The 24,145-nt window shown below is 49.1% G+C and carries 22 protein-coding genes; 12 read left to right on the forward strand and 10 right to left on the reverse strand.

Annotation, left to right across the window (positions count from 1 at the left end; genetic code table 11):
- Window positions 1–152: 152 nt before the first annotated feature.
- The 3 genes from B2R29_RS07235 to B2R29_RS07245 form a co-directional block, all read right to left on the reverse strand.
- Window positions 153–683 carry a hypothetical protein gene (locus tag B2R29_RS07235; protein ID WP_301180421.1) on the reverse strand — a complete coding sequence of 177 codons (531 nt, stop codon included), beginning with the start codon at window positions 681–683 and terminating at the stop codon, window positions 153–155.
- 78 nt (window positions 684–761) lie between these two features.
- Window positions 762–1,019 (reverse strand): hypothetical protein, encoded by a 258-nt coding sequence (locus B2R29_RS07240; RefSeq protein WP_301180422.1) that lies wholly within the window; start codon window positions 1,017–1,019, stop codon window positions 762–764.
- 1 nt (window position 1,020) lies between these two features.
- On the reverse strand, window positions 1,021–2,610 hold the full coding sequence (locus B2R29_RS07245; protein WP_301180423.1) for a hypothetical protein: 1,590 nt from the start codon (window positions 2,608–2,610) through the stop codon (window positions 1,021–1,023).
- 116 nt (window positions 2,611–2,726) lie between these two features.
- Between B2R29_RS07245 and B2R29_RS07250 the strand changes: the two genes are divergently transcribed.
- Window positions 2,727–2,867, forward strand: coding sequence for a hypothetical protein (locus B2R29_RS07250; RefSeq protein ID WP_301180424.1), 141 nt, complete (start codon window positions 2,727–2,729; stop codon window positions 2,865–2,867).
- 461 nt (window positions 2,868–3,328) lie between these two features.
- Here the strand turns inward: B2R29_RS07250 and B2R29_RS07255 are convergent, their stop codons facing one another.
- The 4 genes from B2R29_RS07255 to B2R29_RS07270 all read right to left on the reverse strand — a co-directional run bounded on the left by B2R29_RS07255 (window position 3,329) and on the right by B2R29_RS07270 (window position 8,187).
- Window positions 3,329–5,665 carry an AAA family ATPase gene (locus B2R29_RS07255; protein WP_301180425.1) on the reverse strand — a complete coding sequence of 779 codons (2,337 nt, stop codon included), beginning with the start codon at window positions 5,663–5,665 and terminating at the stop codon, window positions 3,329–3,331.
- Window positions 5,646–6,305: an ABC-three component system middle component 1 gene (locus B2R29_RS07260; protein WP_301180426.1), complete on the reverse strand. Its 660-nt coding sequence runs from the start codon at window positions 6,303–6,305 to the stop codon at window positions 5,646–5,648. Before B2R29_RS07260 ends, B2R29_RS07255 begins: the two co-directional genes overlap by 20 nt.
- Window positions 6,298–7,515: an ABC-three component system protein gene (locus B2R29_RS07265; RefSeq protein WP_301180427.1), complete on the reverse strand. Its 1,218-nt coding sequence runs from the start codon at window positions 7,513–7,515 to the stop codon at window positions 6,298–6,300. The genes B2R29_RS07260 and B2R29_RS07265 overlap by 8 nt, the downstream gene beginning before the upstream one ends.
- A gap of 489 nt (window positions 7,516–8,004) precedes the next feature.
- On the reverse strand, window positions 8,005–8,187 hold the full coding sequence (locus B2R29_RS07270) for a hypothetical protein (RefSeq protein WP_301180428.1): 183 nt from the start codon (window positions 8,185–8,187) through the stop codon (window positions 8,005–8,007).
- A 464-nt stretch (window positions 8,188–8,651) separates the two neighbouring features.
- On the opposite strand from B2R29_RS07270, the gene B2R29_RS07275 reads away from it, so the two are divergent.
- The 4 genes from B2R29_RS07275 (at window position 8,652) to acnA (ending at window position 14,095) form a co-directional block, all read left to right on the forward strand.
- Window positions 8,652–9,470, forward strand: coding sequence for a hypothetical protein (locus tag B2R29_RS07275; protein ID WP_301180429.1), 819 nt, complete (start codon window positions 8,652–8,654; stop codon window positions 9,468–9,470).
- 1 nt (window position 9,471) lies between these two features.
- Window positions 9,472–9,828 carry a hypothetical protein gene (locus tag B2R29_RS07280; protein WP_301180430.1) on the forward strand — a complete coding sequence of 119 codons (357 nt, stop codon included), beginning with the start codon at window positions 9,472–9,474 and terminating at the stop codon, window positions 9,826–9,828.
- A gap of 256 nt (window positions 9,829–10,084) precedes the next feature.
- The gene (locus B2R29_RS07285) at window positions 10,085–11,239 is read left to right on the forward strand and encodes a Fic family protein (RefSeq protein WP_301180431.1); all 1,155 of its coding nucleotides are present in this window, start codon (window positions 10,085–10,087) and stop codon (window positions 11,237–11,239) included.
- A 132-nt stretch (window positions 11,240–11,371) separates the two neighbouring features.
- Complete coding sequence (acnA, locus tag B2R29_RS07290; RefSeq protein WP_301180432.1) at window positions 11,372–14,095, forward strand: aconitate hydratase AcnA; 2,724 nt, start codon at window positions 11,372–11,374, stop codon at window positions 14,093–14,095.
- 88 nt (window positions 14,096–14,183) lie between these two features.
- Here the strand turns inward: acnA and B2R29_RS07295 are convergent, their stop codons facing one another.
- Complete coding sequence (locus B2R29_RS07295) at window positions 14,184–14,768, reverse strand: porin family protein (protein ID WP_301180433.1); 585 nt, start codon at window positions 14,766–14,768, stop codon at window positions 14,184–14,186.
- Between the two features lie 177 nt (window positions 14,769–14,945).
- Here B2R29_RS07295 and B2R29_RS07300 point away from each other — a divergent pair, with 177 nt between their 5' ends.
- From B2R29_RS07300 to B2R29_RS07315, 4 genes are all read left to right on the forward strand, one after another.
- Window positions 14,946–15,746 (forward strand): dienelactone hydrolase family protein, encoded by an 801-nt coding sequence (locus tag B2R29_RS07300; RefSeq protein ID WP_301180434.1) that lies wholly within the window; start codon window positions 14,946–14,948, stop codon window positions 15,744–15,746.
- Between the two features lie 134 nt (window positions 15,747–15,880).
- On the forward strand, window positions 15,881–16,759 hold the full coding sequence (locus tag B2R29_RS07305; protein WP_301180435.1) for an alpha/beta hydrolase family protein: 879 nt from the start codon (window positions 15,881–15,883) through the stop codon (window positions 16,757–16,759).
- Between the two features lie 191 nt (window positions 16,760–16,950).
- Window positions 16,951–17,829, forward strand: a complete 879-nt coding sequence (locus B2R29_RS07310; protein ID WP_301180436.1) for a hypothetical protein — start codon at window positions 16,951–16,953, stop codon at window positions 17,827–17,829.
- Window positions 17,830–17,947: 118 nt separating this feature from the next.
- Window positions 17,948–19,864, forward strand: a complete 1,917-nt coding sequence (locus B2R29_RS07315) for an MFS transporter (protein ID WP_301180437.1) — start codon at window positions 17,948–17,950, stop codon at window positions 19,862–19,864.
- 70 nt (window positions 19,865–19,934) lie between these two features.
- On the opposite strand, the gene aspS is transcribed toward B2R29_RS07315, so the two are convergent.
- A complete protein-coding gene (aspS, locus tag B2R29_RS07320) occupies window positions 19,935–21,710 on the reverse strand; it encodes an aspartate--tRNA ligase (protein WP_301180438.1) in 1,776 nt (591 codons plus the stop codon).
- 261 nt (window positions 21,711–21,971) lie between these two features.
- Here aspS and B2R29_RS07325 point away from each other — a divergent pair, with 261 nt between their 5' ends.
- The 3 genes from B2R29_RS07325 (at window position 21,972) to B2R29_RS07335 (ending at window position 23,930) form a co-directional block, all read left to right on the forward strand.
- Window positions 21,972–22,793 carry an SDR family NAD(P)-dependent oxidoreductase gene (locus B2R29_RS07325; protein ID WP_068439995.1) on the forward strand — a complete coding sequence of 274 codons (822 nt, stop codon included), beginning with the start codon at window positions 21,972–21,974 and terminating at the stop codon, window positions 22,791–22,793.
- A gap of 138 nt (window positions 22,794–22,931) precedes the next feature.
- Complete coding sequence (locus tag B2R29_RS07330; protein ID WP_301180439.1) at window positions 22,932–23,303, forward strand: HU family DNA-binding protein; 372 nt, start codon at window positions 22,932–22,934, stop codon at window positions 23,301–23,303.
- A 39-nt stretch (window positions 23,304–23,342) separates the two neighbouring features.
- Entirely contained in the window at window positions 23,343–23,930 is a 588-nt protein-coding gene (locus B2R29_RS07335) for a uracil-DNA glycosylase family protein (protein ID WP_297533763.1), read from the forward strand.
- Window positions 23,931–23,944: 14 nt separating this feature from the next.
- On the opposite strand, the gene B2R29_RS07340 is transcribed toward B2R29_RS07335, so the two are convergent.
- A partial coding sequence (locus tag B2R29_RS07340) for a hydroxyacylglutathione hydrolase C-terminal domain-containing protein (RefSeq protein WP_301180440.1) occupies window positions 23,945–24,145 on the reverse strand: 201 nt, incomplete at its 5' end.

A 24,145-nucleotide genomic window follows, 5' to 3' on the forward strand; every position in this document is an offset into this window, starting at 1 on the left:
ACACAGAATTTTGAACACCCTCCAGCCATGTAGGAGGGAAGCTTCTTCCCGACACCCTCTCCACAGAGAACTACCTCTAAAAGGAACCAGCCTGCTTCCGTGCAGGAGTGAATCAGCCGGAGGTTATTCGCGATAAACTTGCCAATAATACCTCACACCTGCTCACCGGGCTGCAAATACCGAAGCAGGTCCTGCTCATCTATCGGGCCAGTGATTTCCTCATCAACGATTTCGCCGTCCTCGAAGTACTCTCCTACCGTGTGCCAGATATTCGAAGCGATTTTCCGGGCTTTCCCCATCGGAATACCATGTGCGTATGCAACGTCTTTAGGAATATAGTCCACCCAACGGTCACTCAAAACATCCATATCCTTTGACAACCCTTGCATGCTTCCGGTCACACCTTCGATGTAACTGAGATCACCCTGTTTTGCATAATCAATAGCTTTACGGGTGGAAGATAAAATACGATTAAAGTTAGGCAGCGCACGATCTCGCCAGGCTTCTGGTTTCTCGGCTGGCTGCCAGGTGCTCATATCGATGTGTTGACAATGTTCATCAAAGTACTTCAACGCGTCGATTAATCCCTGTATCGCTTGCTCCATGTAATGCTCCAGCTCCTGCATATACTCAATACTGGAGAACTTTCGAGTGAGCAGCGTTATTTTCATCTCTGGGGTCATGCTATTTATCCGGCCAGTTCGTTAGATTCGCAGGGGCGGTATCTATTTCACCGGGCATTGCAAAGATCTGACTAAAATTTATACATTTATGCCTTCCACTAGGTTTGCAAACCTCCCATAGCATTCAAAAAGATCTTTATCGTCACTAAGATCTGTTTCCATGAATAGCCTGACCAATCTTACTTTGCCTATTGGTTCGTAATGATCCATCGATTCAATTTTTGAAAAGTATGGTTTTAATGACTCATATGCTTCTGGTGCAAATCTACTCTTACTTGCCAAAAGCATACTTTCCAATGTTTTAGCTTCTAACTTAATTCTCTTTAAATCTGACATTCTATTTTACCAATGAAGGGCTTGTGAATTTATCCCGGTTCAAAACGAGAGTTTGGGTTTTTCCACCATGCCTTATAAATTCTGAGTTATTGACTTCAAACGGTGCAATAGTGCTTTCATATACAGTGAAGTCTTCTTTTGCTTTGATAGTATATACATCAAATTCTTTTGGTACTTGCGGTAATCCTAGAGCATCACCCGCTAAAGACGCATTTTCTGGTAAAGAATCGAAAGTTTCTTTAGTGACGAAGTATGGCGAATTTCTTCCAGGTGGACCGCCATTTTTAGGGACCACCTTATACAGCGTGGAGCCTTTAGGTAACATACGGGGGATTGGTTCAGCGGCGCCCGACTCGAGTAATTCTCGTGTAATAGTAAGTGCTAAGTCTGGACTTTTCCCGCTTGCTAGTAGGTCTTCATACATGAGCTTGCCAACTTGAAAGTCTCTTGGGTCTTCTACTTGCAACCCATCGGGGCCGGACTCATCCCAGTTCACTTTTTCTGGTGTCACAGGAGATCTTCGAGAAAACTGTCCAGTCTCCGCACCATGCGCATCTGTTTTCTTGACACTCCCCTCTACCGACTCTAGTTTACCGGGGCCCTTACCCTTCCCACCAAACCGCTTCTGCTGTCTGGCTATTCTTTGCGTTACTCGGGCATATTCAACCAGCAACTCACCCAGTACTTTAAACTTACGCACAGCGTTAACACCCACAGCTGGTAGCGCGGCCCCGGCTGTTAACGCCACCAGAATAACCGACAACAGAATGCCCAATGCTTCGGCGCCGAGGGCCTCGGTCATTTCGATGCTATGTTGAGCAGAAGCGTAGTCTTTGATGAACTTTGTCAGTTGCATCTTAAGGTTGGGGTCATCCCAAATCAGGCTGGCCATGGCCATCGCTTCATCAAGCTGTTCGAGCGTGACGGTGGTTGGATCAAACCCCAGTGCTTCGACCAGCTCGCGCTTTTCGCCCTCGACGTAAGTTTGGGCGTAGACGTTCGCGGCGTCGGCAAGATTATCCTGAAGCCAGGCAGCTTGCGCCGCTTTAAAGCGGTGTTCCATTCGAACCACCGGGTTCACCAAATCGCTGACTTCTTTTAACCAGAGTACAAGTTCTTTTCCTGAGCGGTATGCGTTATACGCAAAGCCTCCTAGATAAATCAATGCAACATTACCGAAGCTCTCTTTCGATAACTGGCGCTCATGCATAGCAGCTTCACGGCGCTCCTCAGCAATGATTTTGTCGAGTGCGGTCTGGATCTGCGCTTTTAAGAAGGGGCGCTCGTCGGGTACGTAGTCATCTATAGCTGCGGCGGTATTTATCTGCTCAAGCGTCAGGTAATTCCCTGCCAACGCATCTGCCAGAGCCTTTCGAGGGTTAGAGGTCTTGGCAGGCAACTGCGCAAGAACGTCAAAGTAGAAATGACTAAAACCACCGTCAACGGCCTGACTGTCAACGCCATCCAGCAGCAGTTCGGCGCGAAGAATGCTCCCAGAGCAGATATTTTCTGGATGGAAAAACGAGGGGCCAGCGCCCTTGCTCAAGCGATAGCGATTACCAGCGGTGTCTTGAAATTCGTAAGCGGACATTATCCTTTATCCAGTGGTGAAGCGTCCTTTGTGAGGTAGCAGATGATACCTGATGACGATGCAAATCCAAATGCCCCTACACTTATCAAGTACGACAACTGCTGGGTTCTACCCCAATGGTTGTTCTGGGTACCATCCTGGATCGCTTCCCGACTCTGGAAGAGTACAAAGCAGCGGTTGAAGGTATCAACCTGACTTCTTTCGCCCCACCATCGAAAGACCTGGCTCGCCCAGCGATCCCTCTGAAAGCTGTTTAATTAACAGTTTTTGAGGCGATTAGCCCACTGCCCTGACCTTTTGGTTGAGGCAGAGGGCTAGAAAAGAAAAACCGGCACTCGAGAGAGGCGCCGGTTTTTTATTGTATGGACATAATCAGTTCATAGCGGAAATAGGATTTTAACGAGCAGTTTCACACTTTTCTCACCGATAAATTTAGAGCGCAGCGAGTAACTTATCCGCATGCAGCAACTTGGTATACGTTATCTGAGCTGCACAATAATCGCTATACCCACATCCGGCTAATTGTGGAGATTATAACCGCCCCGTTTATCTCCCAAAACCATCCAGATATAGCTTCCTGACTTTTTTGTTTTGTCTATCCTTGACCTCCTTTCCTTAATTTGAGGAAAGTTTACCAATAGCGAACAACTCCACGAGAATCAACTCATCCCATTACCCTAAAGAAAACCTAGCTCCACCAGTTAACCACAAGCGGCTTTTACCAAGCTTCTTTCGCCAAGAGCTGCATGTTAAGCGAACCTGTTTTCAAACCTGCCCTGTTAAACCGGTAGCGCATATATGCAGAGATATCGTCCTCATGCGAGGAGACAATCAATTGGCAATGTTTGAGTTCGCAACGGAGTAGATCTGTCAAGGAAGCAACGTTGATTTCATCCAGAGATTGCGACGGGTCATCGATCAATATGATAGGTACCTTAGCATAGACCTTGTTCAGTGATAGAAAGAAGGCAAGGCTAAGGGCGGACACCTGACCAGAACTCATGGACATGACTGCGTCGTGTTCAGATTTCTCGGCAGTCAGAAACCTCAACTGTGTGCCTTCTCGGCTCTCGATAAATAGGCCCAGACCGCGCTGGTAGTTTTGGATCAGTCGGCCACTGTATATATGGAATATGAGCTCAATAGCCGAAATTGTCTGGTCGGCATACCTTTGCTCTGTCGCCTTCAGTGTGTCTCGGAGCTTTTTGATTTTACCTTGTGCTTTTTGGGCCGCTAAGGTTTCTTTTTCGATAAGTTTAAGATCGGAAATACAGGTTTGTAACCTAGCATTTTTAGCCTCGTTAGCTTTAATCGATATGTACTGTTCTTTACCCGTCAAGTCTTCTGCCGTGATTATGTAGAAGTCCTGTAGGTCTTTGAAGGCGCTGCTTGCTGTTTCTCTCCAGTCCTCCGGCAGCGCTACGGCATCGACTTCAATCTGTTTTTTATTCCTTAGAATCGCTTTTTTCAGCCTTTCAAGTCGCTCATTTACTACATCATCATTTTCCGTAAATGAGTCAGTAAATTGAATATTGTCGTTAATCAGCCTCTCCCTTAGCTGGGTTATTGCTGGTAGCCGATGTTTGATTTTGGTCAACGCAGCATGAAGATTTAGTTCAAATGTAGGCTCGATAACTCTCAATCTACCTTGGATATGGCTGTCGATGAGCTTCAGCTCAGCGTCCATAGAAGCGATAAGGTTAACTAACTCCTTACCGTCCTTGCTTAGTGATTCAGAGATCTGCTTGGTTCTTGCTTCAATGGCATCCAACATTGATTTATGATCTTCCCAGTCCGTACCACAGAGAGGACACAACTGATCATCGGGGTAGGACTTCTTATGTTCATCAATCAGCTGCCTTTTCAGGCGTTCCAATTCAGCTATGATGTTCGCATTGGCGCTGTTTTTTTCGATTAGGCTGTTTCGGGATTCAATTTGTAACTCAAACCACTCAAGGCGCCCATCCGCCCAGCTTGGCAATGATTGGGCTTCTTCGACTTTGATTGTCCTAGCTCCGCGCTTGATGATGGCCGCAGAACGCTCCAGTTCATTAACCCCCTTCTTGATTGCTTCAAGCCCGTCAAGCTTGTCCAGGTCTTTACCGAACTGAGATAAGCTCCTCAAAGATTCTTCGTTACGTTCGATGTCGGCATCGACTCCCTCGTTATGAACTCTAGTTTTTATCGTGGCTTTGAGCGGTAGAAGGGCAATAATTTTGCGAATTGATTCCTGATAGGCAGCATGATCTTCCGCTGAGTACGTTGAGAATAGAACCTCCTTGTCCCATATTGGTTGGACATCAGCCGTTGAGATTTTTTTGTACTCAACGTTAATTGTCTCTGCCTGCAATGTGGTTTTTAAGCTGGCTATCTCATTTTCAAGTGATCGAGCTTTCTCCGTGCGTTCAGGATTGTTGATGAACCTTGTGAATTTATTGTTTATGGTGTTGCAGTTTTCAATCTCAACTTCAATATCGTTGATGTTAAAAAGGTTTCCTAGTTCATCCTTACGTTCATCTACCCGAGTGTGTAACAGTCGGTTTTGCCCTTGTTCCAGATAGTTAAGGAAGGAGAAATTTTCCCTGAAGTCTTTACCGAAAACTTCGTCAAGGAAGTTGTTGTCGCGCAGATTGATCTTTGTAAAGTCAGTTGATTCAAATTCCGGAAGCTCGTAAAGCTTAAAGTTTTCATACTTGTCTGCACGATTATTCGCTGGTTTTTGGAATATCTCAGCAGGGCAATGTCTTGCTAAAATAAGTTTACGTTCATCATTAATGAATTCAATTTTAATGCAGAGATCGTTCTCGCCGGACCGGTTGTTCCAGAAGAGATTGTCCGCGTAGTCCCTTTTGTTCTTGGTTAGTAAAGTAGAGAATAGGTTTTTTATTCGATTGATTTGGCCAGTGAGCAGTAGTTCAATGGCGTCGTATATACTGGTCTTACCATAACCGTTCGGACCGTCAAGAGTTAGCAAGGACGACTCGCCAAGATCCAAGTAGACATGCTTGAATGCTTTGAAACTAGAGACTTCAACCTTAGATATTTTCCAATTCATTACTAATCATTTCCCTAATAATATCGTCGGTGTTTTTGTGTGTAACTCTCTGGATAGTCGAATACATTTCAGTCAGTCCAGCTTCTGCAACCACCTCAGCCGCTTGCAACCTCAAGGGTGTAAGGTTATCTTGATGACTAGGTAACTCTAAGAAAGGAAGTTTGATAAAGGTCTTTGCAGCGAAACTGTATTGTGTGGGGGCAAGAGGATTCTCTTTGTAATTAAGAAATTTTTTCTTGTCAGAAATCACGGATTCCAGCTCGTCGTATGTGAAATCAGTTAGCGCACTTTCTTCCGCAGTACTGTAATAAAGTACATATTTTTTATAAAAGTGCGGGTCTTCTTCGATTGCGAATATCTCTTCTTCTTGTTCCTTGAATTCGGCCAGAACGTCAAGACGATGAATACAAATTAAATCGCAGTTTTTCTTGAAGCTTGGGTTTCTGAGAAACTCCTCAGGAGCAAGGTGATTGATTCGATTATTTAACTCGTCTGGGGCAATAAGTTCGTCTAAATTATGTACAACTGCGAACCTAATGGCAGATCCATACTCGCGAAAATAAAAGCTTGTGGTGTCCCGTTCATGTTTGTTCACAAAGCCATGGGCACTAAGTGCTTCATCAATGAGTTTTTTAATCATTCAGTCGAGCCTCCGCGTCGTCTTTTGTCATTACGCTAATGCATAGCGACCTAGTGATGTTACTTTCACGCTTCGCAGTGGCCTGCTTATCGTCAAAATCGTCTGAGTTTGTGAACTTTGAATTGAAGGAGAATGATTCTTTTGCTTTACTGGCGATTAGATGGTTGTACTCAAAAAGTAGTCTAAGCAGATCTCCGTTGTTTTTCATTTCATTGATCATGTCAGACTCACACTCCTCGCTTTCATCCACATCAAGAGCGGTAGGTACGTAAAACCGATTTTCGCTGTCGAGATAATGAGGAAGGTCGTTGAAGATGGGCTCCACAGAAATGGCCTGAATAAGCTTAGAATATCGCCTTATGTCGTTCGTCTGAACGTCTTGAAAGCGCTCAGAAGGTTTCATCATCTGGCATAGAGTTTTTAATTCGTTGATATCGGTTATCCGAATGTGCTCACAGAGACGTTTGGCTCTCTCGTATGTTACGTCACTCATAGTTGGAAGAGCCTGATCCAACCTCTCCTCTAGATGAGCTTGGAGCCTTGCCTTTAGATTAACTGCATAGTAATCCCTATCCTGATAGGGGTTTTGGAGCAGTACTTCATCTAGGATATCTCTCGCGTTGATACGACCATCGTAAGCAGCTTTTTTTTCTGAAAAGCCGTCTACTTGATTTAGTTTGTGATTATCTATCGCCTTAGCACTTATTTTTTCTGAGAGTAAGCAATAGTTAAAATTTATGAGATTATCACTGACCGTGACGGGCTGTTTCTCACATATTTTTTTTATTAGTGCTTTGGTTAGTCCTTCAATTTCACCCAGCCCACAATGAAAGCTGTCTCCGTAGGGGTAGAATTTCACGATTTCTCCGCTAGCGCCTTTGTGATCACTTGTGTTTTCTAGCGGGACAGATACGTGAAAGTAACGAGTGGTCCCTTCGATTTTGTCATGTTCAATTAAAGTGGACTGTTCCAAGGCCTTGGCATAGTTCTTTCGATATTTACCTACCTTAGCTTTGACTTGGTGCGCGGTGTGTAATTTTCCATTTCTATAGATAGCGAAATCATCAGTACTGTCAAGCTGAAGATCAAAATCAAAGTCGCCATCGAGTATGAGCTTTAGGGAGTGGTAGAGTGCAACTTTCCCTTGATAAACAAAGCCGCTCCAGGAGGATATGGCGCTGGCCGGATACGTCTCTTCTTGTTGGCTCATATGAACTCCTTTCACTGGGATCTACATGATCATTCCTAATGACCGCTTTGGATCGCAAACGGAATTTGCACGACCATTGTATAACGCTGCGTTAAACTGAGTGAACTTGTGGATTGAAATTTCTATCGAAGTGAAAATAAAACCACTGTTCTAGTTTCGTCCAAACGTCTATTTATGTTTTTTTACCACTGGATTCAAGGGGTCAGGGTAGTTTATTTTTACCCAGTGAGCCCCTACGCCTGCTCTACGGCTCAAATATCGCCCTTTTATGAGCCGCAAATATGAACTTTACGACTCATCGAGTTATATGGACGGTCATAGTAAGAGAAAGAGCCTTGATTTCTGGTTCAAAATTACGCCGGTGGATCTAGTTGGTTTGCCTAGCCTCTCAAGGCCTTGAGTTCGTGGCTTTTCAGGCGAAAAAGCCATATTTCAGGCAAGCGGCAATCTCAGATTGCTCTGATGGAAGATTTCGATCGGTAGGAGTCTTTAAGAAAGGCGCAGTTTACATGCCGCGATGCCTGCCGCTCGCCTTCGTTCTCGTTGGCCGTCCCAAAACTTGGTGATTTTCGACTTCACTTCATGGGCTGCGCCGACGATGCCTTTGAATTCCGATTCGAAGTTCTGGATGATGTAGAGCCAATGTTCAGCGTCTATGCCTAAGCGGCTCATGATCGCGTGTTCAGTCTCACAGACTGAACCACGCTTGTTCTCTCGGATTTGACGGCCGGTCCACAAAGTGTAGGGAACACTTTGCACAGCCGCTAGGCTGCCCGAAGGGTGAGTCTCATGGATGAGACGATTGAGTCAACTAAATCCAGATAATCCGTCAGGCGCATTTAAATGCCTTCAGGCATGTCTTGGCGAGGATTACCAGCAAAAGGTAGTAAGCCGTAGGCTTGTTGTTGCGGGTGATTAGGTTCGCGTGCTTCTTTTGCCTGCTCCGCTCGTCTCTTAACTGACGTGTACTCTGACTCTTCAGATTCAAGGGGGCAGAGTCGTGGATTTTTATCGATCTGCTTGGCATCGACTAAACCCGGTTGTTACGCGTTTTGATGTAGCGTATCTTTCGATACACTGCGTTCGGCGTCGATGGCCGACTCTTTAAATGGATATTTATTACAGGATGTTGTGTTGTGACTATATCTCTCACAAAATATCAAACGATTACTTATGAAATCGACAAAATTCCTGCGCTAACAGGGATTGGTATCATTCTTAATACAAATCAGGGTTCTTCGACTATTCGGGAAAACAATTCGTGTCTGGCTGCCGGAGATTACCTTGTTATCGACCTCGACGCAGAGGTTGCTTCTCAATATGACTGGGGCAACATTGGCCAGGAAGCCGGGCTGGCAGCTATCAACTGTTCGGCGGCGGTGATTGCTGCCTTGGTTACGTTTGGTTCCACCGCTGCGACCCCTGTCACTGGTGGTACTAGTCTAGCGTTAACCAGCATTGGGTATGCTGCGACGGTGGCAACTGGTGCATCCTGCGCTGTTTCAGCCGTTCGTACCTATAACGCAATTACAGACCCCAAAGCTAACAAGATTTACGATAATATTCCTGCTTATCAAACAACTATGAAGGTCTTGGACGGAGTTTCATTGTTAGGAGTTGGGGCATCCGCTATTGCTATGGCTAAGGTGATGAGAATAATGGGCCGGGCAGGTATCACTCTGGGCGCAGCAAAGGCAGGCAGTGCAAGCCGACCTGCAAGGACGAGACTTGCGAGAGAAGTACTTAAATATGAGAACCCTGCCATGACTAACAGGCAGGTAAAAGAATATTTCAAGCTGGGAATGGGCCCCAAGCGAGTGACAACTAAAGCACTTACTGAAAACACCATTTTGTCTTTGAGGGATTCTCTGGCAGCCGGGTTGTCATTTCTTTCGAGTTCTCTCGATGGGCACGTGAAAAATGCCGCGATCTATATAGTTAGGCTGGAGAATTAAAGTGCTTGGTAGTGTTACTTTTGTTGTACTGGCGCTGACTATTACCCTGAGCTTGCTAGGCGTGACGTCATTATTAGACATACCGCCTTTGTTGTCAGGTTTGGTGGTACCAATATTGAATAGCGCTATTGCATTATTTTTTGGACTGGCAGCATTCAGAGGAAAGGCTTGGTCGATACAGTTAACTGTGCCATTGGCTGCCTTAGCTTTATCGCATCTGGTTAAATTCGATCTGGCACATATTGCAATATTTCTGGTTAATATCGGACTTGCGGCCTTGTCTTTCTATTTGATGCGGCGCTGTATCGCAGTGCATCGGTCGAAACACTGCGGGGATTCAAGGGGTCAGAGTCGTTGATTCTTACCCAATAAGCCGCCTACGCCTGCCTTTACGGCTCAAACACCTAACCGGACATCCACGTCAATCCACGATCTGACAACGCCTGTTTTGCTGCTCACCTGCGTTAAAAAAACACTCCCGGCTCAAATAACAACCCATACTGAGCCGCAAAACTTGCCTTTACGGCTCATATAACCAAAAATAATGAGCCGAAAATATGAAATTTGCGGCTCAATGCACGCAACAAGAAGCATCACAGCCACCCGGACAGCCCATGAACTACATCTGGCAACACAAATACTGGCCCCAGTTCAGCTACGACAGCAGTAAGCTGTCGGCTCTGGCTTACCAGTACGCCAAGCAAGCCTCCCAGCTGTCTGGCCGCTTGTCACAGACGGATGACGGTGACTCTATTGCCGCTCAGTTGGATCTGATGGTCGATGAGGCGATCAACACCAGCCTGATTGAGGGTGAGAATCTGAACCCGGCCAGTGTGCGCTCGTCATTACAGAACTACCTGAATCTGTCCCCCACTCTGATCAATGTCGCTGATGTTAAGGCAGAGGGTATGGCTGCGTTGCTTGTGGATGTACGAAAGCACTTCAATCAACCGCTCAGCAAAGAGATGCTGTTCAACTGGCACCGTATGGTGCTCGCCGGCTTTGAAGACAATATCCTGCACAGCGACCTGACGGTCGGCCAGTGGCGTGACAGCCCTGAACCGATGCAGATCGTCTCTGGGCCAGTAGGTTATGAACGTGTGCATTATGAAGCACCGGCTGCTCAGGATGTTGATGCTTTAATGGCTGAATTTCTGAGCTGGTTTAATCAACACGAGAACCAGCAAATACCTGGCGTGATCCGCGCAGGTATCGCTCATCTGTGGTTTGAGGTTATTCACCCATTTGATGACGGTAATGGCCGTATCGGCCGTGCCATCATTGAATACGCACTGGCACAAGACCTGGGCATGCCGGTCGTGCTCAGCATGTCGACGCATATCGAAAAGAACAAAAAGGAATACTATCGCCAGCTGAATACCGCCAGTTGTTGTGACGGGTCGGAACTCGAAGACCCTGCTGTGCTCGATATCACTGAGTGGCTCTGCTGGTTTATCGAAACCCTAATCGCTGCTCAACAAGAGGCCTCAGAAAAAGTAGCGACCATCTTTGAGAAAACCGCGTTCTGGCAACGACACAAGACGACAGAGTTATCAGAGCGGCAGAAGACTGCGCTAAACAAGGTATTCAAAGCTGGGAAGGATGGCTTTCCGAATGGCATCAGTGCACAACAGTACGCGGCTCTTGGCAAATGTTCTAAAGCCACCGCGACTCGCGATCTGGGCGATTTACTCGCCAAGAACTGCCTACGGTCGGAAGGGGTTGGCCGAGGACTCCGATATTTTATTGCTCTTTCACCTGACGCTTAGGCCTGACATTACCAAAGTTGTATACAATCCCGCCCAAACGGCGGCTGTTTACCTTGATTTAGCCCCTTTAACCATTAGAATTGCGGACAATCTTAAAGCTTCCGGCTCACCCTATTTCTCTAGGTATCCAGCATGACTTCATTTGACCCATCCAGCTCAATCAAGACGCTGCCAGGCACGTCTCATCGTTTCCATAGCCTGCCAGATACCGCCGAACGTTTAGGCATCAATCTGGATGAACTGCCCTTTTCTCTGCGCCCGATTCTTGAGGGTATCGCCCGTAATGTCGGTAAAAACGGCATCACGGTTGAGCAGTTGCAGGCACTGGGTAACTGGCCTTCACATCAGGGTACCGAGCCGGTAGAGATTCCGTTCACGGCGGGTCGTGTGATCATGCACGATCTGAGTGGTACGCCTGCCATCGTCGATTTCGCGGCGATGCGCTCTGCGGTTGAGCGTATGGGTCTGAACCCTTCTATTATTGAGCCGCTGGTGCGTGCGGATCTGGTGATCGACCACACGGTGACGATGGATAACACCGGTAGCCCGGCGTCGCTGCGCATCAACAGCGAGCTGGAAGCGGCGCGTAACAAAGAGCGCTATGGCTTCCTTAAGTGGGGTGCGCAGGCGTTTAACACGATTCGTATTATTCCGCCTCAGACGGGCATCGTGCATCAGGTGAACCTGGAGTATCTGGCTCAGGGCTACTTAACACAGGTGAATGGGGACCAGGATGAACTGATGATCCCGGATACCCTGATTGGTATGGACAGCCACACGCCTATGGCCAATGCGCTGGGTATTGTTGGTTGGGGTGTCGGTGGTATTGAAGCTGGTGCGTCTATGCTGGGTCAGCCGATGGAAATGCTTGCTCCAGAAGTAATCGGTGTTGAGCTGACGGGCGCGCTGAAAGAAGGCGTGACCGCGACCGACCTGGTACTGACCATCACCGAAATGCTGCGTAAATACCCACGCGGTGTTGTCGGCAAATTCGTTGAATACGTCGGTGAAGGCAGCGCGAACCTGTCTCTGCCTGACCGTGCGACCATCGCTAACATGTCGCCAGAATACGGCGCGACCATGGGCTTCTTCCCGTTTGACGAAATCGCCGCTGATTATATGAAAGCTACTGGTAGAGATGGCGACCTGCCGCTGGCGTATTACCAGGCGCAGAACATGGCGTGGAAAGCGGGCCAGAAACTGCCGCGCTACACTGACCTGTTGCATCTGGACCTGTCTACCGTTGAGCCGTCTGTCGCGGGCCCTAAAAAGCCACAAGACAGACTGCCGCTGGGTGATATCGGCAAGGTATTCCAGCAAACCGCTACAGCGGGCGATCGTACCCCTGAAGAAGTGAAAGTCACGCCTGTTAAGGCCGATGAGAACGGTATCTTCCAGTCACTGCCAGAGCGCACCTTAAAAGACGGCGACATCGTTATCGCGGCGATTACCGCCTGTACCAACACTTCTAACCCTGGCCTGCTGATTGCCGCAGGTCTGCTGGCGAAGAAAGCCAACGAGCTGGGCCTGAAGGTGCCAGACGGAGTTAAGACGTCAATGGCACCGGGTTCACCGGTTGCGACTGACTTCCTGACCAAGGCTGGGCTGCAGGAGCATCTGGATGCGCTGGGCTTTAACACCGCAGGCTACGGCTGTACGACCTGTGTGGGTAACTCTGGCCCGCTGGCGCCGAGCATTGAAGCGGCGTTGCGTGACCACGACATCATTGTGTCGTCTGTGTTGTCGGGTAACCGTAACTTCGAAGGCCGTGTGCACCCGGATGTCGACACTAACTTCCTGATGTCGCCGCCGCTGGTGATTGCCATGGCGATTGCTGGCAACGTGAATATCGACGTAACCAAAGAGCCACTGGGCCAAGACGCTCAGGGCAATGATGTGTTCCTGAAAGACATCTGGCCAAGCAACGCGGAAATCACGCAAACCATGCACGAGTGCATGGACCCGACCGCCTTCCGCGAAACCTATGAAAACTCCATGGGTGGCCCGGAAACCTGGCAGAAGCTGGAATCCCCGACTGGCCCTGTGTATCAGTGGGATGAGAAGTCGAGCTACATTCAGGAAATCTCATTCTTCGATGGCTTCGCCCTGGAAACCCCAGCGGATTCACTGAACAACATCAGCGACGCACGTATGCTGGTGATGTGTGATGACAACACCACCACCGACCACATCTCACCTGTGAGCCGTATCCGCCCTGACTCTCCTCCGGGCGAGTACCTGATGTCGATCGGTGTCGATGCTAACGACCTGACCTCTTTGGGGGCTCGTCGTGGTAACCACCATGTGATGCTACGCAGTATCTTCGGCAACGTTAAAGCCCGGAACCTGATGCTACCGGGCACTACTGGTGCGGTGACGAACTACTACAACGCCAATGGCGATGCCGAGAAGATGTCGATCTACGACGCGGCTTCCCGCTACCAGCAGGAAGGCACACCATCGGTGGTATTCGGCGGTAAGCTGTACGGTACTGGTTCATCACGAGACTGGGCTGCCAAAGGCCCTGCTCTGCTGGGTGTAAAAGCCATCATTGCTGAAAGCTTTGAGCGTATTCATAAATCCAACCTGGTCGGCATGGGCGTACTGCCACTGCAGTTGCCTGAAGGCGTGACACTGGGCTCTCTGAACCTGGATGGCTCTGAAACCTTCGATCTGGCGGGCATTGATGCCCTGCAGCCACGCGGTTCTGTAACGCTGACCATTAAGCGCAAAGACGGCTCAACCGAACAGCATGAACTGCGGTCTCGTGTTGATACCTCGTCTGAGCTTGAGCAGATCCGCCACAAGGGCATTCTGCCGATGGTGTTGCGCGATATTATTGCAGCTAATAGCTGAGCTGACTTTTCATCTGAAAGCTGACACATAAAAAACCCGGCAATTGCCGGGTTTTTTTATGTTTGCTCGTTCTATGTCGTCAATCGACTCAGAACATGAAAGCAAGACCCGCTGAGGCAAAATCAACATCCGCTTTTACGTTATCTTCGTCAAAATCAGCGCGCTCATATTCAAGGCGCAGGTTCAGGTTATCCAGCAGCGCGATGGATGTACCCACACCGTAGAACATGGCTGTACCTTCACGCTCATCGCTGTAGCCCAGTGGACCTTTTACATCAGCATCCCACCAGAACTGACCACCTTTAACAAATACACGAGTGTGATCGCCAGCAGGAAGACCCAGCATCAGTGACGCCGTTAAACCGCTTGGGTCAAACTGGAAGCTGCCTTCTTTATATTCACCCAGATTCAGGTACTGACCCTCAATACCCACGTAATCGTTCAGCCACACACCGGCAAAGCCTTTCCAGCTGGTGCGGTCGTCGTCAAATTCGTCTGCATCACCCAGCTCTTCGACTTCTTCACCACCGATAGAGAGGTTTTCCAGTTTGCTGTAACTGATTGAACCACCGACGAATGCATCTGCATCATATTCACCTTCTGCCATTGCTGGTGTGCCATACATAGCAGCAGTAAGAAGTGCAGTCGTTGCTGGGATAGTTAGCTTTTTCATATTTGACTCCTTGCCTCATGAACGAGGTCATTAAACATGTGAAAGTGTGAGGCTTGGGAGGAAAGTTCGTTCACTGAAACAACGCAACGGATTGTTTCAGGAACTTTCTGCATTTTGACTTCGGGTCAGGCTGGGCCTATGCTCAGCGGCTGTTTTCACTTTTAAAATAAGAAAAATATGCGCTTAAAAAATTATTTCGTCCTTGGATCTGCACTGCTTTTTTCGGGTTTTTCTGCAGCCGACGTCTGTCAGATTGAAGTCCCGTCGACTGAAAATTATTCAGAAGCAGCGTATTTTTACCCCTGTGATGCAGACACTCCTCTCCCTGCCATTACGCTGACGGGTGGTTATTCGAATACCTATCACAAACTGCAATGGATGGCGGAGGCGATCGCCAACTCGGGGTATGTGGTTCTGGCGATGACCCCGACAGATAAGTACGGAAAAGTTGAGCAATGGCGCGATGCGCACCTCAGAGGTCAGAAAACGCTGGTAGCCACCACTAAAGAAGAAGGCTCCCCACTTAAGAGCCTGATTGATACCAACCTTCGTGGAATCGCCGGGTTTTCGATGGGCGGTGGCGGTACCCTGCTCGCAGGGAGCATTCTGAAAGATGACGTTAAAGCCCTCGCCGCGTTTGCGCCGTTTTTGCTGAAAGAACAACGAAACGTATCCCCTACCGCACCGACTATGATCCTGGCTGGTGCTAAGGACTTACTGGTAACGAATGAATCTATCGAGGAAATTTACCAGCACGTTGAAGCTTCCACGGATCAGCGTTTTATTGCTGTGTATGAGAATGGCCGTCACCAGCAGTGGTACCGACCAGAGATCACCACAAACCGTGACAGCTACATCGAGTTGACGCTCGCCTGGCTGGATTACCACCTGAAAGAAAGCAGTTCAGCGGCAAAGGTATTAAGCGAAGCTGAAAGGCAATCACCTGACCGTTTCACCCGGATCAATCACGAGCTTTGAGGTTCAGGTACCTTAAATGGACACGAATAGGACATTTCGTTCCACCTGTGAACGTTTGTAAAATTAGTGCGTGAAAGGCTCAATCAGCTTGGTACCCTGTACTCACTAAGAATAAAAACAACACAGGTGAATATATGTCTGTTTCATTCAAGTCCACGCTCCGCTTTCTTCCACTCGCTGCTTCTGTCGCTCTGGCAGGCTGCTTCGGTGGTGGAGATCCAGATCCGGCCCCAGAAGGCCAGGCTCTGACTAACCCAGGTGATTATGAAATCTGTTCTTACGAGAACAACCTGGACAATAGCCGTTACTCATCTGCGCGAATGACTTACCCATGTGATCTGAGTGCAGGCCCATTCCCGGCGACAACTCTGACGGGTGGTTTCACCAATAAAAAAGAGCAGATGGAGTGGTTGTCTGAGCACCTGACAAGCCACGGCTATGTCGTGCTGACTATGACTCCGACCAACCGCTATGGCCAGCCTCCAGTATGGCGCAGTGCTCAGATTGGTGGTTTCGCAGAACTGGAAGACGAAAACAACCGCGCAGGCAGCCCTCTGCAGGGCAAGATTAACCTCGACAAGCGCAACATCATGGGCTTTTCGATGGGCGGCGGCGGCGTACTGCTTGCAGCGGCAGATATGGGTGAAGCTCCGGCCAGCGTTATTGCACTCGCACCGTGGCTGGGTGACAACAACGTCTACTACAACGGCATTAAAGCACCAACCATGATGCTGGGTAGTGAAGATGACGAACTTGCCTACTACACCGAAGATTTCTACGCTCAGCTACCAAGTAATATTGAGCGTGGCCTGGCCATGTTCGCAGGTCGTAGCCATTACGACTGGTATGGCAACGGTGACCAGGATGCAAAAGCAGAATTCCGTACACTTGTAACGGCATTCCTCGAAGTACAACTGAAAGACAATGACTCGGCATACAGCTACTTCGAAGGTGCTGAACACGACGAGCACGTCTCAGACGGTTGGTTCTCGGCCTTTGATTATCAGAAGTAACACGCACGCTTCTACTCTTTAAGCCCGCTTACTGCGGGCTTTTTTGTGCCTGCTCACTTCAATCGTTAAATCTGGCCATTGTTAGGACACTCGCTTCCAACTCAATCTTAGTGGCCATATATGACAAGACTGGTTCATACAGCTTGGTATTCTGGATGGGTTCCTTACAAAAATAACTAAAGGTTAACGACATGTCTGTATCTCTGAAAAGCGTATTCCGCGCTCTTCCACTTGCGGCTTCGGTTGCTCTCGTTGGCTGTTTCGGCGGCGGTGATCCTGATCCTTCCCCAGAAGGCCAGGCTCTGGGTGTGCCGGGAGACTTTGAGATCTGCTCTTATGAATCAAATCTCGAGAATGACGGCTACGCGTCAGCGCGTATGACCTACCCATGTGACCTCAGTGGCGGACCAATCCCTGCGACCACACTGACCGGCGGCTTCACTAATACAAAAGAACAAATGGAGTGGCTGGCTGAACACCTGTCATCACACGGCTATGCCGTTCTCACCATGACACCTAACAACACCCTGGGTGTTCCGCCAGGCTGGCGCGATGCTCAGTTCGGCGGCTTCGCTGAATTTGAAGACGAGAACTCACGCTCAGGCAGCCCACTGCAAGGCAAAATCGACCTCAGTAAGCGTAACCTGATGGGCTTCTCCATGGGTGGTGGCGGCGTTATCCTCGCAGCTGAAGAAATGGTCGACCAGCACACCAGCGCGATTGCACTAGCTCCTTGGTTAGGTGCTTACAGTGTTGATTTCGAAGCGATCGAGTCTCCTATCCTGATGCTGGGCAGTGAGTTCGACGAACTGGCCTACGCCACTGAACGCTACTATTCTGAGCTTTCACCTAATACAGAACGCGGTCTTGCTATGTATGCAGGCGGTAGCCACTTCCACTGGTTTGGGAACGGAGAAACGGAATATAAGAAGAAGTTCCGTACGCTGGTTACTGCATTCCTGGAAGTTCAGCTGAAGGGTGACACCAGCGCTTACAGCTACTTTGATGGCGCTGAGCACGAAGAACACGTAGAAGAAGGCTGGTTCTCAGCCTACGACTACCAGAAGTAAGTCGACATTACGTGAACACAAAGAAGCCCGCTTAAACGCGGGCTTCTTTGTGATTTGGCCTGACGTCGAACTGGTGGTATTTTCGGTACACCAAATTTCCGCACGACAGGATGTTTTAATGTCTGACCAACAGACGCCCAACGGCACACCCGATCCTCGTGATCACTCTCAGTTCAGCCTTCTTAAGAGCCGACGCTTTGCGCCCTTCTTCTTTACTCAGTTTCTAGGCGCCTTTAACGATAACGTCTACAAAAACTCGCTAATGGCGATGATCACCTTCGGTCTGCTTTCCAGCACGATGGACCTGAGCCTGATGAACAATTTGGGGGCGATGCTGTTTATTCTTCCCTTTTTCTTATTCTCGGCACTGGCTGGTCAGCTTTCTGATAAATACGAAAAATCTTACCTGATACGACGTATTAAGTTACTTGAGATCGTCATCATGGTGCTCGGCGCCTGTGCCTTTTACTTCGGTGCCACCGCGGGGTTGATGTGTCTGCTTTTTCTGATGGGGACACAGTCTGCGTTTTTTGGGCCAGTAAAATACAGCATCATTCCTCAGCACCTGGATAACCACGAACTCGTTGGTGGTAACGCTCTGGTTGAGATGGGGACTTTCCTTGCCATTCTGACTGGTACGCTGATCGCCAGTGTGATCGCCACCCGCGAAGACGGAGTGATATGGGTCAGCGCTGTGATTATCAGTGTGTCTTGCCTTGGGTATCTTGTCAGCCGTCAGATTCCGTCTGCCCCCCCTGCCAACCCGACACAGAAAGTTCGCTTCAACCCGGTGACTGAAACCTGGCGTACGCTGGGTTACGCCCGCCAGACAAAAAGTATCTTTCTGGCTGTGCTCGCTATCTCCTGGTTCTGGTTTCTGGGCGCTGCCTACCTGACCCAGATCTACGGCTTCGCTAAAGACTTCCTAGGCGGAGATCAAAGTGTCGTCATGGTTTTATTGGCGACCTTCTCTATTGGTATCGCATTGGGCTCGCTGCTATGTGAGCGTCTGTCAGGGCATAAAGTAGAACTCGGCCTCGTACCTCTCGGTTCGATTGGTCTGACCATATTTGGTATCGACTTATTCCTGCAGGACTTACCCGCCATTGGCACCGAACTGATTAACGCTGGGGAGTTTTTAAGCTCACCGTGGAACCTTCGTATCGTCTTTGACTTTCTGATGATCGGTGTCTTTGGCGGTTTCTACATCGTTCCTCTGTACGCTATGGTTCAGGCACGCTCTGAACCTCAGCACCGATCTCAGGTGATCGCCGCAATCAACATTATGAATGCTCTGTTTATGGTCGCGTCAGCCATTACAGGGATTATTGTTCTGGGCGTACTAGACCTCTCAATACCACAGTTCTTTATGATCCTCGCGATCCTGAATGCGCTGGTTTCTATCTATATTTATCGTACGATCCCTGAATTTGCGATGCGCTTTATCATCTGGGTGCTTACGCACACCATGTACCGGGTAAACCACATTAACCTGCATAAAATTCCGGATGAAGGCGCCTGTGTGCTCGTGTGCAACCATGTGTCATTCGTAGATGCTCTGTTAATTGGAGGCGCGTGCCGCCGCCCGGTTCGCTTCGTTACCTTTAAGCCCATCTACAACATGCCGGTGCTGAACTTCATCTTCCGCACGGCGAAAGCGATCCCGATCGACAGTAAAAAAGCCGACCCTGAAGGGTATGAAAAAGCATTCGAGAGAATCGCTGAAGAACTTCGAGCTGGCGAAGTGGTGTGTATTTTCCCGGAAGGAAAGCTCACAACAACCGGTGAAATAGACGAGTTTAAAAATGGCATCAGCCGGATACTCGATGAAACGCCGGTCCCAGTCATACCAATGGCACTGCGCGGGCTGTGGGGAAGTTTCTTCAGCCATAAAGACCGCCCTGCCCTTACACGATTACCGCAACGGTTCTGGTCGAAAATCGATATGGTAGTCGGCGATACCGTGCCGCCAGAAGATGCAAGCCCAGGCTACTTAAAAGAGAAAGTCGCCGAATTACGAGGCGATAGGCAGTAATAACACCGCAAATAAAAACGGGCGCTTACTATAAGCGCCCGTTTTTAATCGTGATTGCTAAACCGTCAGATTATTCCGCCGGTTTTGCTTTCTCACGCAGTTTGATATGCAGATCACGCAGTTGCGTGTTGCTGACTTCACCCGGAGCCTGTGTCATTACACACGCAGCCGACTGAGTTTTCGGGAAGGCAATCACTTCACGGATGCTGGTTGCGCCAGTCAGCAGCATGATCAGACGATCCAGGCCGAATGCCAGACCACCGTGTGGTGGCGCACCGAATTTCAGAGCGTCGAGCAGGAAGCCGAACTTCTCACGTTGCTCTTCTTCTGAGATGCCCAGCACTTTAAATACGGTCTGCTGCATCGCTTCGTCGTGAATACGGATAGAACCGCCACCCAGTTCGCAACCGTTCAGTACCATATCGTAAGCGCGTGACAGCGCTTCCAGAGGTGCTTTTTCCAGCTCTTCTGGTGAACAGCTTGGTGCAGTGAATGGGTGGTGTAGCGCGGTCATTGAACCGTCGTCGTTCTCTTCGAACATTGGGAAGTCAATAACCCACAGAGCAGCCCACTCTTTGGTGTACATGTTCAGGTCTTCACCCAACTTGCAACGCAGTGCGCCAAGGGCTTCGTTCACGACCTTAGTTTTGTCTGCACCGAAGAACACGATGTCGCCGTTCTTAGCGTCCAGCTTCTCCATGATCTTCATGGTGTTGTCGTCACCAATGAACTTGATGATCGGAGACTGAAGACCTTCTACGCCTTTCTCGATTTCGTTGACCTTGATCCAGGCCAGACCTTTCGCACCGTAAATACCAACGAACTTGGTGTATTCGTCGATCTGCTTACGAGACAGCTCAGCACCACCTGGTACTTTCAACGCTGCAACGCGGCACTTAGGATCTTTCGCGGGCGCTGCGAATACTTTGAAGTCGATGTCCTGCAGGAATTCTTCAACATCAACCAGCTCCATCGGAATACGCAGGTCTGGCTTATCAGAACCGTATTTGTTCATCGCTTCGGAGAACGGCATGCGTGGGAAATCACCCAGGTCGACGCTCAGCTCTTTCGCGAAGATGTCTTTGATCATGCCCTGAACCATACCCATGATTTCGTCTTCATTAATGAAAGACGCTTCGATATCGATCTGGGTGAATTCTGGCTGGCGGTCAGCACGCAGATCTTCGTCACGGAAGCACTTAGCGATTTGGTAGTAACGGTCAAAACCAGAAACCATCAGCAGCTGCTTGAACAGCTGTGGTGACTGCGGCAATGCGAAGAACGATCCTTCGTGAGTACGGCTAGGTACCAGGTAGTCACGCGCACCTTCTGGGGTTGCACGGGTCAGGATCGGTGTTTCGATATCGAGGAAGCCATTGTCTTCCAGGAAACGACGGGCCGCAGAGGTTACTTTTGAGCGGAAGCGCAGCTTGTCCTGCATTTCAGGGCGACGCATATCCATGTAACGGTACTTCAGGCGAACGTCTTCACCCACGTCGGTGTAACCGTCGAGTGGGAATGGAGGCGTCGCTGCCTTGTTCAGAACGTTGATCTCTTTACCCAGCACTTCGATCATGCCGGTTTTCATGTTCTCGTTGGTGGTGCCTTCAGGGCGGCCACGAACACGACCGGTAATCTGAACAACGAACTCTGAGCGAACACTGTCAGCGGTGTTGAATGCATCAACGGTATCCGGGTCGAAAACGACCTGTACCAGACCTTCACGGTCACGTACGTCGAGGAAGATGACGCCACCGTGGTCACGGCGACGATGTACCCAACCGCAGAAGGTTACGGTCTGATCAATCAGTGTTTCGTTGATATCACCACAGTAATGTGTGCGCATCGTTCGGTCCTAAGTCAGTCTGGGAGGCCGCTGAACGCCCTTCCCTGTCATCGAAATCCGCCTGGCGCGGTGGAGTTCCGCCGGCAAGTCAGTAAAAGCCGCGCATTATAGCGGATCTGACCAGCCGCGTTAACCGTCTGGATAGGGTCGTAAGGGTACTATTTCACTGTTCCATGACACTTTCACACCTTGAGATAGCATGGGCACACAGTAAGCTTTGCAGCCATACAGAAATAACAATCAACAGAAGGTATTCGAGCTATGCAGTCTTATTCAGAGAAAGTCGTTGTTGTCACCGGCGCAGCGTCCGGCATCGGCCGCGCACTCGCTCAACAGCTCAGCATGCAGGGCGCTAATCTCGCTCTGTCGGACGTTAATATGGAAGCTCTGGAAGAGACCGCATCTATCCTGCGTGGTACTGGCAAAGTCACCCTGCAGAAACTCGACGTTGCAGATCGTGGTGCATGGGAAGCCTATGCAGAACAGGTAAAAGCGGACCATGGTCAAGTCGATATGATCATTAACAACGCAGGTGTTGCTCTGTCTGAAACAGTCGAACGTATGAGCTATGAAGACATGGAGTGGATCGTCAACATCAACTTCTGGGGTGTCGTCTACGGTACCAAGTCGTTCCTGCCGTTGCTGAAAGAACGTCCTGAGTCTGCCATCGTCAATGTTTCAAGCATCTTCGGCATCATTGCCTTACCGACGCAAGCGGCATACAACGCCACTAAATTTGCAGTTCGCGGCTTTACTGAGTCACTGCGTCAGGAGCTGAAGGGCACCAACGTCTTTGTGACCACCGTTCACCCGGGTGGCATCAAGACCAATATCGTTCGCAATGGTCGTATGAAAACCAGTATGACTGGCGACAACCAGACGCTGGAGCAGCAAGCGAAACACTTCGAAAAAATTGCTAAAACAACCCCAGCGCAAGCCGCTGACACCATTTTGGAAGGCGTTAAAGGCGGTAAACGCCGCATTCTGATCGGTAGTGACGCTCGCCTGATGGATCGCATCCAACGCCTGTTCCCAGTGCGCTACTCTGACATCTTTGGCTGGGCGTTGAAAAAATTAGGCTGATTTCGTGATCTATGCCTAAAAAACAGGGGTTAGCGGGTTGCTAACCCTTTTTTTTTGCTTAAGAATCGAAGAGCCTGTTAGCACTCATCTCTCTACGCATTTCGGGCAGCCGCTTACTCAAGAAAAGGAAAAACCACTATGGCAGCAAAGAAACCAACGACGGCTAAAGCCGCACCGGCCCGTAAAATTACAGCCGTTCGTGAAAAATTCACCAAAACTCAGATTCTGAACGAAATTGCAGAGAACACCGGCCTGTCTAAGAAAGAAGTCAGCGCCGTGCTTGATGAACTGGGTATCGTAATCGAGCGCCACGTTAAGAAGCGTGCCGTTGGTGAGTTCACCCTGCCTGGTCTGCTGAAAATAAAAACAGTTAAGAAACCAGCGCAGAAAGCGCGTAAAAACGTGCCAAACCCGTTCCGCCCAGGCGAGACGATGGATGTTGCAGCTAAGCCTGCTTCCACCAAGGTTAAAGTTCTGCCGCTGAAGAAGCTGAAGGATATGGCTCTTTAAGTCACATCTTCGCAGAGAGGGCTTCGGCCCTCTTTTGTTATGCCCGACATCCCTCTCAAAAACCTGCTGACCGAAATTCGCAACTGCGACTTATGCGCCCATGATTTACCACTAGGAGCAAATCCGGTCATTCAAGTCGCCAGTACTGCAAAGATATTAATTATTGGCCAGGCACCTGGCACACGTGTTCACGAAACTGGCATTCCATGGAATGATCCGAGCGGCAATAAACTGCGCCAGTGGTTACAGCTCTCCGATGATGAATTCTATGACGAGAACAAAATAGCCATTATGCCGATGGGGCTATGTTATCCGGGTAAAGGAAAGTCGGGCGATCTGCCCCCAAGAAAGGAATGCGCTCCGCAATGGCATCAGAAGGTATTTGAGCATCTGCCAGATCTGAGGCTAATTCTGCTGATCGGCCAGTACGCACAGAAATCGTATTTGAACGACGGCTACAAAACACTGACCGAGCGCGTTATGCACGCGACAGAAGCCAAAGCGCCCTTTTTTCCGCTCCCGCATCCGTCACCCAGAAACCAAATCTGGTTAAAGAAAAACCCCTGGTTTGAAAGCAAGGTACTGCCGGAATTGCGTAAAAAAGTACACGATGCTCTTAAAGACTGAGCGCCAAAAAAGCCTCACCACTGATCACGCAATTTCCGCAATGCTTTGAACACATCGCGATCACTTAACCCCAGATGCGGAAACTCCGCCTTTAAACCATCAATGACCGCTGGATGATGTAATCTCAAAAACGGATTATATAAACGCTCCTGCCCCATGGTCATAACAGGCATATCGTTAGGTTCCGTCTCTGCAACCGACGCCTGCCAATCACT

It is taken from the genome of Thalassolituus sp. UBA3500, assembly GCF_002377545.1.
Classification (GTDB): Bacteria; Pseudomonadota; Gammaproteobacteria; order Pseudomonadales; family Oceanobacteraceae; genus Thalassolituus.

Coding starts and splice junctions, on each gene's coding strand:
- B2R29_RS07295 (WP_301180433.1), bottom strand. CDS start 14,768: ATGAAAAAGCTAACTATCCCAGCAACGACTGCACTTCTTACTGCTGCT.
- B2R29_RS07250 (WP_301180424.1), top strand. CDS start 2,727: ATGGTTGTTCTGGGTACCATCCTGGATCGCTTCCCGACTCTGGAAGAG.
- aspS (WP_301180438.1), bottom strand. CDS start 21,710: ATGCGCACACATTACTGTGGTGATATCAACGAAACACTGATTGATCAG.
- B2R29_RS07330 (WP_301180439.1), top strand. CDS start 22,932: ATGGCAGCAAAGAAACCAACGACGGCTAAAGCCGCACCGGCCCGTAAA.
- B2R29_RS07300 (WP_301180434.1), top strand. CDS start 14,946: ATGCGCTTAAAAAATTATTTCGTCCTTGGATCTGCACTGCTTTTTTCG.
- B2R29_RS07325 (WP_068439995.1), top strand. CDS start 21,972: ATGCAGTCTTATTCAGAGAAAGTCGTTGTTGTCACCGGCGCAGCGTCC.
- B2R29_RS07255 (WP_301180425.1), bottom strand. CDS start 5,665: ATGAATTGGAAAATATCTAAGGTTGAAGTCTCTAGTTTCAAAGCATTC.
- acnA (WP_301180432.1), top strand. CDS start 11,372: ATGACTTCATTTGACCCATCCAGCTCAATCAAGACGCTGCCAGGCACG.
- B2R29_RS07260 (WP_301180426.1), bottom strand. CDS start 6,305: ATGATTAAAAAACTCATTGATGAAGCACTTAGTGCCCATGGCTTTGTG.
- B2R29_RS07335 (WP_297533763.1), top strand. CDS start 23,343: ATGCCCGACATCCCTCTCAAAAACCTGCTGACCGAAATTCGCAACTGC.
- B2R29_RS07310 (WP_301180436.1), top strand. CDS start 16,951: ATGTCTGTATCTCTGAAAAGCGTATTCCGCGCTCTTCCACTTGCGGCT.
- B2R29_RS07270 (WP_301180428.1), bottom strand. CDS start 8,187: ATGAGCCGCTTAGGCATAGACGCTGAACATTGGCTCTACATCATCCAG.
- B2R29_RS07240 (WP_301180422.1), bottom strand. CDS start 1,019: ATGTCAGATTTAAAGAGAATTAAGTTAGAAGCTAAAACATTGGAAAGT.
- B2R29_RS07285 (WP_301180431.1), top strand. CDS start 10,085: ATGAACTACATCTGGCAACACAAATACTGGCCCCAGTTCAGCTACGAC.
- B2R29_RS07265 (WP_301180427.1), bottom strand. CDS start 7,515: ATGAGCCAACAAGAAGAGACGTATCCGGCCAGCGCCATATCCTCCTGG.
- B2R29_RS07245 (WP_301180423.1), bottom strand. CDS start 2,610: ATGTCCGCTTACGAATTTCAAGACACCGCTGGTAATCGCTATCGCTTG.
- B2R29_RS07305 (WP_301180435.1), top strand. CDS start 15,881: ATGTCTGTTTCATTCAAGTCCACGCTCCGCTTTCTTCCACTCGCTGCT.
- B2R29_RS07235 (WP_301180421.1), bottom strand. CDS start 683: ATGACCCCAGAGATGAAAATAACGCTGCTCACTCGAAAGTTCTCCAGT.
- B2R29_RS07315 (WP_301180437.1), top strand. CDS start 17,948: ATGTCTGACCAACAGACGCCCAACGGCACACCCGATCCTCGTGATCAC.